Source organism: Paenibacillus ehimensis NBRC 15659 (assembly GCF_004000785.1).
GTDB lineage: Bacteria > Bacillota > Bacilli > Paenibacillales > NBRC-103111 > Paenibacillus_G > Paenibacillus_G ehimensis.
This window is the reverse complement of sequence record NZ_BILX01000131.1, coordinates 1-8949: the sequence shown is the minus strand read 5'-3', so window position 1 is coordinate 8949 and position 8949 is coordinate 1. Positions and strand designations below refer to the sequence as shown.

General features: G+C 59.1%; 4 protein-coding genes, 1 pseudogene and 1 riboswitch. All 5 genes and pseudogenes read left to right on the top strand.

The features are described from left to right. Nucleotides 1-238, top strand: a pseudogene (locus tag PEH01S_RS35210) (DUF58 domain-containing protein); the annotation flags it as partial. Further along, entirely contained in the window at nt 219-2762 is a 2544-nt protein-coding gene (locus PEH01S_RS33300; RefSeq protein WP_127490348.1) for a transglutaminase-like domain-containing protein, read from the top strand. The pseudogene PEH01S_RS35210 and the gene PEH01S_RS33300, both read left to right, overlap by 20 nt. 362 nt (nt 2763-3124) lie before the next feature. Further along, a complete protein-coding gene (guaA, locus tag PEH01S_RS33295; RefSeq protein WP_025848971.1) occupies nt 3125-4663 on the top strand; it encodes a glutamine-hydrolyzing GMP synthase in 1539 nt (512 codons plus the stop codon). A gap of 172 nt (nt 4664-4835) precedes the next feature. Next, nucleotides 4836-4936: riboswitch (purine riboswitch) on the top strand. 100 nt (nt 4937-5036) lie between these two features. Further along, the gene (locus PEH01S_RS33290; protein ID WP_025848972.1) at nt 5037-6449 is read left to right on the top strand and encodes an NCS2 family permease; all 1413 of its coding nucleotides are present in this window, start codon (nt 5037-5039) and stop codon (nt 6447-6449) included. A 630-nt stretch (nt 6450-7079) separates the two neighbouring features. Beyond that, nucleotides 7080-8949: hypothetical protein (locus PEH01S_RS33285; protein ID WP_218032728.1), on the top strand; the 1870-nt coding region annotated here is incomplete at its 3' end.

Genomic DNA, 8949 nt, shown 5'->3' with positions numbered 1-8949 from the left:
GGCGCTCACGCTCGTCACGGCCCGCTCCGACGCGCAGCTGGCCGCGGCCCTGCGCGGACTGCCCCGGGGCGCCGTACGCGTCGTTTATGTGCACGGACCCGGGGCGGCTTGGCCCGGTCCCGCGCACGCCTGGGTGCGGCAGCTCGAAGCGCTCGGCTGCCCGATCACGGTCCTGGCGCCGCATACGCCCGCTGCGCCGTCGAAAGGGGGTGCCGCCAATGCCGCCATCGGCACCTGAGACCGATCTTCGCGACGCTCAGCCGGCGAAGGATCTTGCTCCACCCGCGATTGGCGCATCGAGCGCCCGGGCCGCGTTCACAGCCTGCGTCAGCGCCTTCTGCGAGGCGGCCGCTTCCGCCTCCTCCGGCACCGCCTCGGCCGCCTCGGCAGGCCCCTGCATTACAGCCGCGAGCCGCGAGAGGACACGCCCTTCCGCCAATTGGGCGGGAGACGCCGCTCTCAGCGTGCTGCTGCTTCTCCTGCTGCTCGAGTGGCTGTACCCGCTGCGCAGGCTGTCGGAGCTGACCGAGATATATAACATCGCTCCGTTCGCCGTTACTTTTGCGGCGTTCATGCTGCTGGATACGTTCCGCCCGCCGGGCTCGGTGGCGTGGTCGGCCAAAGCGTTATGGATCGTTGCCATAACGGCATGGATTCATAACGGACAGACGATGCCTTCTCCCTCGTGGTGGCTGCAATGGGGCCGCGAGCTGGCTGCCGATGCCGCCGAAGGCTTGCAGGGGAATCTGGCGAGTTGGGAGCCAGCGACACGGACGCTTTGTTTTATGGCGGGCTGGGCATTCTTTGTTTCCGTCGTGCAGTCGTTCGTCTTGGAGCGCCGGCAGCTGGTTTGGTTTCTTGGATTGACATTGGGCTATTTGGCGTTCTTCCAAACGGTGTTGGCCTTGGATATGTTTCACGCCGTGCTGCGCTGCACGGGTCTCGGACTGCTGCTTCAAGCCATGCTTCAGCCGGGACGGGCGCTCCGCTGGCGGGGAGAAGCGGGCTCAGCCGCTCCTTCATCCAGGGAACGGGTGCGTCCCCTTCCCGCGCTGCTGCTGACCGCTGCCTGTCTTGCCGCCGGTTTGCTTGGAGCGTCCCTGCATCCGCACGATATGCGGACACCGGACTGGTCCGGGTATGTCCGGTCGCTTGAAGAGCGCTTATTAAGCCATGCCTGGCTGCAGCGGCACGGATGGACGTCGGAGATGAAAGGCCGAACGGGATACGGCTCCGATGACGGCAGGCTTGGGCAGCCTTTGCAGCAGGACGACAGCCTTGCTTTTACGGCGGTTACTCCCAGGCTTACGTATTGGCGGGGCGAGGCCAAAACCTTCTATACCGGCCAAGGCTGGGCGGCAGTCAATGACCCGCCGGCGGCGTTCGTTCCCGATCAGGCGACAAGTCAGCGTCGCTCGACGGCTTATGCTCTCGTCCGGCAGAAAATAAGCATCGCTTCTCCAGGCTTGAACCGTCAGCTCTTCGCAGGCGGCGAGCTTACACGGGTCGTATCGATGGAATCGGCCGCAGGGAAGCCGATTCCGAACGACCGGGTCTGGAAGCAGGAAACAACGGACCGGTATTCGATCCCGGCTTTAACGGACCCGCTCGTTTCCTATGAGGTCGACGCTTTGGTACTGACCGATCGCACAGGGGCGGCGGCCGATAAGGGGGACCGCTATCCCGAAGACATGCGGAAACGTTTTTTGCAGCTTCCCGCCACGCTGCCGGACCGGGTCCGTCGCCTCGCAGAGCAGCTAACCGCGAACATGCCGACGCCCTATGCCAAGGCGGAAGCGATTGAGCGCCATTTAAGGGAGCATTATCTCTACAGCTTGGAAGGAACGCGAGCCGCGGGTGCGAACGAGGACTTCGTCGACCGGTTCCTGTTCGAGCAAAAAACCGGGTATTGCGATCACTTTTCCACCGCGATGGTCGTGCTGCTCCGTTCCGCCGGGGTACCGGCCCGCTGGGTCAAAGGCTTTGCGCCTGGCGAGACGGTGTCTCGGACGACCTCCGAAGGAGACGAGCGCTACGTCGTCCAAGTGCACCAAAAGCATGCGCATTCATGGGTAGAAGCATATGTTCCATCGGTCGGTTGGGTTCCGTTCGAGCCGACTCCGGGCTTTGCTTTATTGGGCGGGGCTTCCGCCGACGCGGCTCCTGCAGCTGCCTCAACCGACGCTCTGACGGCAAATAACGAAGCGGAAAAGCGGTCGCTCGCAGCCCAATGGGCCGCCTCGCTGACAGATTTCGCAAATTCCGCGCTGGGTCATGTGAGAGACTCGTTATCCGCGGCTGCCACAGCGGTCGAAGGATGGATCCGCAGCGCAGTATCCTTTTTGCAGAGCATAGCAGCTTCGCCGCTTTTCCTGTGGCTGTTGGCGCTCCTTGCGGGCGGGGGCCTGCTGACGTTTCTCAGCATACGTCGTAGCATCCCCCGGGCCCGGCCGCTTGATCTCGTGCGGGCTCCCGACTCCAGCCGCAGCTTGCGCCGGGCCTCGCTGCACCGCTTCGCCGACCGGCTGTGGCGGCGGCTGCAGCGCTCGTACGGCCGTGCGGCGCCGCAGCAAACGCTGCGCGAATACGCGAATTCCCGCCGCTGCCGGAGCGAGGCGCAGCGCATCACGCTGCTCCAACTGGCGCAGCTGCTTGAAACGGTGCGCTATGCCGATCCGGACGGCCCGCAGGAGCAGGTTACCCGCCGTATGCTTACGGACGCATGGCGGCGCCTGCGTCAAAGCCGGAGCCTGGAACCGTAGGAGCTCTTCTGCGAAGAGCCCCTCCGTTCCGGGCTTTTTCTGCACACAATGCACATCCGAAGGGAGGAACATCGTATCGTCCACATATCCCTAGCGGATGCGTCATTGTTTAAGTTATGTACATATTCCCAGCAACGTATTCTATCCCGTGCTTTGTACACATCCTGGTGGGAGCCCAACTATTGTCCCGAGCCGGCCTTTCCTCTCCTGGGTACCCTTTTCTGGAGCTTTATGGCAGACCTATAACGCTTACAACGGCCCTGCGGCGCGACTTTCCGCTCAGGCATTGCCCTTTGCCGGGCAGAAGTTTATAATAAGTTTCATTGAAAACGAACGAAGAAGCCAGGAGGAACTTACTTAACATGGACAAGCCGAACGAAATCATTGTGGTGCTCGACTTTGGCGGACAGTACAACCAGCTTATCGCCCGTCGGATCCGAGACTTAGGCGTTTACAGCGAATTGCTGCCTTACAATACCCCGATTGAAAAAATCAGAGCGCTGCAGCCGAAAGGCATCGTTTTCTCGGGAGGCCCCGCCAGCGTGTACGGAGAAGCATCGCCGCTGGTCGACCCGGCCGTGTACGAGCTTGGAGTGCCGATTTTCGGAATTTGCTATGGCATGCAGCTGATGGCGCATCAATTGCAGGGCAAGGTGGAACGGGCATCGAAGCGGGAGTACGGCAAAGCCGAGGTCGATTTCACCGACGCGTGCGGTTTGGTGCATGGTTTGGATAAAAAGCAGACGGTATGGATGAGCCACAGCGATCTTGTGGTTGAAACGCCGGAAGGCTTCGTTATCGACGCAAGCACCGAGCACGCTCCCGTAGCGGCGATGAGCCATCCGGAGAAAAAAATGTTCGCCGTTCAATTTCATCCGGAAGTGCGCCACTCCGTCTACGGCAACGATATCATCCGCAACTTCCTGTATCGCGTCTGCGGCTGTGAAGGCACATGGAGCATGGAAACGTTCATTGAGGACACGATCCGCGACATCCGCAATCAAGTCGGCGATAAAAAAGTGCTCTGCGCGCTCAGCGGCGGCGTCGATTCGTCCGTCGTGGCGGCGCTCATCCATAAAGCGGTCGGCGATCAATTGACCTGCATGTTCATCGACCATGGTCTGCTGCGCAAAGGCGAAGCGGAAGGCGTCATGGATACGTTTGTCGGCAAATTCGATATGCATGTGGTCAAAATCGACGCGCGCGAACGGTTCCTCGGCAAGCTGGCCGGCGTAGACGATCCGGAACAAAAACGCAAAATCATCGGCACGGAATTCATCCGCGTCTTTGAAGAAGAATCGGCCAAGCTCGGCGATTTCGCGTTCCTTGCCCAAGGCACGCTGTACACGGATATTGTGGAAAGCGGCACGGCAACGGCGCAAACGATCAAATCGCACCATAACGTAGGCGGTTTGCCTGAAGACATGAAGTTCGAGCTCGTGGAGCCGCTCAAAGCGCTGTTCAAGGACGAGGTGCGAAAGGTCGGCGAGGAATGCGGCCTTCCGGCGGCCATCGTATGGCGCCAGCCGTTCCCGGGTCCGGGTCTTGCCATCCGCGTGCTCGGCGAAGTCACGGAGGAGAAGCTGCATATCGTGCGCGAATCCGACGCGATTCTTCGCGATGAAATTGCCAAAGCCGGTCTTGATCGCGAAATTTGGCAGTATTTCACCGCGCTTCCGAATATGAAAAGCGTCGGCGTCATGGGCGACGAGCGTACGTATTCGTACACCGTCGGCATCCGCGCCGTAACGTCGATCGACGGCATGACCGCCGATTGGGCGCGCATCCCGTGGGACGTGCTGGAGAAAATCTCGGTACGGATCGTCAACGAGGTTGATAACGTCAACCGCATCGTGTACGATATCACCTCCAAGCCGCCGGCAACCATCGAGTGGGAATAATCGGCAAGCCCGTCTTCTTCGAAGAGAAGAGGACGGGCTTTTTTCGATGCGCAGCTCATCTGCCGAACTCAGACTTCTGGTCATGATTCCGAACAAAATTATCACAGTAACGCAGATTGTTCGGAAAAATAATTGACATTCGCAGCTCCCGATTTTAGAATAAGGATTGTTGACAACAAAGGAATAACCGTTTCGTATAATTCCGGGAATCGGCCTGGAAGTTTCTACGAGATCACCGTAAATGATCTGGCTACGAACAAGGATAAGACGGTTCACGGATATATCCGTGGAGCCTTCTTTTGCTTGATAGCCCGGGGTCGTTACCCGGGTTTTTCGTCGTTGTTCCGATTAAATATGTGGGAGGATTTCTAGAATGGACCGGTTTTTTAAACTGAAGGAAAACGGTACCACCGTACGTACCGAGATCATGGCCGGGCTGACGACGTTCATGACGATGGCCTACATTTTGGCCGTGAATCCGAACATTCTTAGCGCGTTCGGCACCGGGGCGACAGGCATGGACTGGACGGCGGTGTTTCTTGCTACGGCGATTGCCGCAGGCGTGATGACGATCGCGATGGGGCTGTTCGTCAACTTTCCGGTTGCGCTTGCGCCGGGGATGGGGCTCAATGCGTATTTTGCGACGGTTATTTTAGCATCGCAAGGTCAATTTACGTATCAGATGGGATTGACCGCGGTTTTCATTTCGGGTTTGATTTTTATCGTATTGACGGTAACCAAAGTGCGGCAGCTGCTGCTGGTCGCCGTTCCGGACAGCCTTAAGCATGCGATTACGGTAGGGATCGGGCTCTTCATCGCGATTATCGGGGTGAAGAACAGCGGACTGCTGACGGTTGCGGTGGAAGCGGGCAAAGACATTCCGGCGCATAAATACACGGACGTTCTTTCGTTTGAAACGGTATTCCATATCGGCAGCATGAAGGATCCGAGCGTGCTGCTCTGTATTATCGGCTTGGCGCTGATCTCCATTTTGATGGTGCTGCGCGTTCGGGGAGCGATTTTGTTCGGGATTTTGCTTACGACGCTGGTCGGCGTGTTCATGCACAATCCGGACGGCTCGCCCATGGTGAACTTTGCCAACCTGACAAGCGACAAAACGACGTGGATGCCCGACATGAGCAAGCTGGCGTTCGGCCATTTCGATTTCGCCGGCATTATGCATGCGGGAATCATCTCGGTCATTGCGACGTTCACGTTTGTCGAGATGTTCGACACGTTCGGCACGCTCGTAGGCACGGCCAACCGGGCGGGCTTCATGAAGAACAAAGAAGAAGGCAACAAAAAAGTCGGCAAAGCGATGATGGTCGACGCTGTTGGCGTCAGCGCCGGGGCCTTGGTCGGTACGAGTACGGTGACCGCGTTTGTCGAAAGCTCTGCGGGGGTTGCCGAAGGCGGACGCACGGGTCTTACCGCCGTTACGACGGGCGTATGCTTCCTGCTGGCGCTCTTCCTGGCGCCGATTGCGGCGCTCATTCCGGGGCCGGCGACGGCGGCGGCTTTGATCATCGTCGGCGTACTGATGATGCAGGCCGTGCGCGAGATCGATTTTCAGGATTTGGTTTACGGCATTCCGGCTTTTCTGATCGTGGCGCTTATGCCGTTTACGTATAATATTGCGAACGGGATTTCGTTCGGGATCGTCAGCTACGTGCTGCTGGCGACGGTCGCCAAATTGGGCGGCAAGGGCCAGTACAAAGTGCATTGGCTGATGTGGCTGCTCGCGGTGCTCGTCATCGCGCGCTATGTGTTTGTCGGCGGAGAATAAAGCTGCGATGCTCCATTTGCCTGTCGTCTCTTCCATGAGACGGCGGGCTTTTTTAGGGGAAAAAATGGGCGTTGGTGCGTGCTTCGGATGCACCTGTCGAGGCGCAGCCGAACAGCAGAACATTTGAAGGGGGGCTGCAACAAAGCAGCAAGGGAATGGCGAAAAGGGCAACTGGCGGGCACTAGAAAGAAACTGAGATGGTGGTTCCTTAACGAATAGCGGGAGAAAAGGCTGTGGATATAGTTATCCACAGCCTTTGTGCATAATGTGGGTAATTCGGGAAACCCGCGTCAGAAGAACGTTTAGCGGGCTCCGTTTTCCCAAAGGAGAGTGGATAAGTTTTTCACAGTGAATATGTGGATAATGTGAATAAGTTTGTGGATTCCTTGAAAAGGCCTGATTTTTCTAGGGAAAGTGACAAGTTTTTCTGGGGATAAGGTTGTGGACAGAGTGAATAGATCCGGTACCGGGGATAAGCTGGATAAAGCGGAACGAATTGGGCAAAGTACGAAAAAGAGCTCTTTTGCGAGGGATTCGGCGGGGCATGCAAAATTTCGATGTGAATGCGCGTGCGGTATGTCGCATAAGACGAATTCCCAATGAACGATTGGCAAGGGAAGGCGGAACAACATGCGTAATGGAACGGTTCATCGAAAAGCCTCCAGGTTGTATGCTAAAGGGATCGTTTGTGTCGTGGCCGTATCGTTTCTGTGGATGAGTATATCCTTAGGCATCGCCCCAGTCTATGCGGTGGGGATAAATTCCACTTTCTCCCGTCAGGTTATCCCCATTTTGAAGGAAATGTCGGAAGTTATCCCCAATTCTGAAAATTCTCCCATCGTTACGGTCGTTTCCGTCCCCGGGCTATCGTTTATGGAGCTGCAGCCGGAGTGGCTGGACCGTCTTCCGGCCTTGCGGAGGCTTGCGGCAACGGGGCGGTTGGCCGCAATGAATGTTCGCGTCCCCTCTAAAGGACTCGAATCGGTGTACGCTACTTGGGGGGCGGGAACGCCCGCAGACGGGAAAGGAGGCGAGGGGTGGAACCGTACGGAGCGGCGGGACGGACAGTCCGCACTGGCGTTCATGCGCAGGTTTGCGGCTGGCGGGGAGGAGGTTGTCGCTTCGAACGTCTCGGTGCTCGTTCCGGCCTATCCCGCGCTCAAACGGAACAACGCGGAAGGGAATTACTTGGCCCGGCCAGGCTTGCTCGGAGATACATTGAAACGCCATGGCGTCCGCTTGAGCGTGTGGGGTAATCTCGATGAGCCGGGGGGAGGAACGGATCGCTTCAAGCGGCCTGCCCCGCTTATGATCATGGACGGTCAGGGAACGGTAGAGGCAGGGGATGTGGGCCGGGGGACCCTCATCGCCGATGCCGTCATGCCTTTGGCGGTCAGGACGGACACGGATCGGCTGGCCGAGGAATGGGGCGCGTTCGTTGCCGGACGCAAGGCGATATCCGCGACAGGGACGGATCGCGGGGCGCTCGCGGTGATCGAGCTTGGCGATTGGTATCGGCTGTACGCAGAGAAGGCATGGTATGAGCCTGCCCGGTTTGCCGAACGGAAAAGGGCGGTGCTGGAGCTGGCGGACCGGCTGTTATCGAAGCTTATAGGCGGGATGGAGGCGTCCGGCAGACGTCATGTGCTGTGGCTGGTCAGCCCGAAGGTGCATTCGGAGGCCTGGAAAGAAAAGTGGCAGTTGACCCCGGTCATCCGCTGGTCTTCGGCCATATCGGAAGGCACGCTGATGTCTTCGGCTACGACGCGGCGTTCGGGACTCGTTGCGGCCGTTGATTTGGCCCCGTCGCTGCTGGACGAATTCGGGCTGGCGCGGCCGGAGGGCATGATCGGTTTGCCTATGGTAAGCGCAGAGGCGGGACGAGGTGGACATTCGCCGCTTGCTGTGCTGCTGAGCGATATGCGGCAGATGGCTAGCGTCTACGCGCTGCGGCCTACGCTATTGTACGGGCTTGCCGGGTACGAAGTGGCCGTTATGCTGCTGGGGCTGATCACGCTGCGGTGGGCGAAGCCGACCGGACGCTTGCGGAGATGGATGCGCGGTTTGCTGTTATCGGTGCTGCTTGCGCCCGGCGTCCTGCTGGCGCTGGGCTGGGCGGCGCATTTGGACAAGCCGCTGTTGGCGGGTTTAGCGCTTGCCGCTCCCCTCGCGCTCGGAACGCTTGCCGCGGCCGGCTCCCGGGAAATTTCACAGCTTATGCGCACGCTGGGCTGGATCGGGGCGGGAACCGGCGTGCTGATCTTGCTTGACGGCTGTACCGGCGCCGAAGCGATGAAGCGCTCGGTGCTTGGGTATGACCCGATCGTCGGCGCCCGCTACTACGGAATCGGCAACGAGTTTATGGGCGTATTGCTCGGTTCTTCGCTGCTTGGGCTGAGCGCATGGCTGCAGGTCAGGCGGATGCGGACGCCGGCGCTTAAGGACAGCGGCGCTGAGGCGGGCGCGCGGGAGGCCAGCGCCGAGCGCTCCGCCGCAGGCG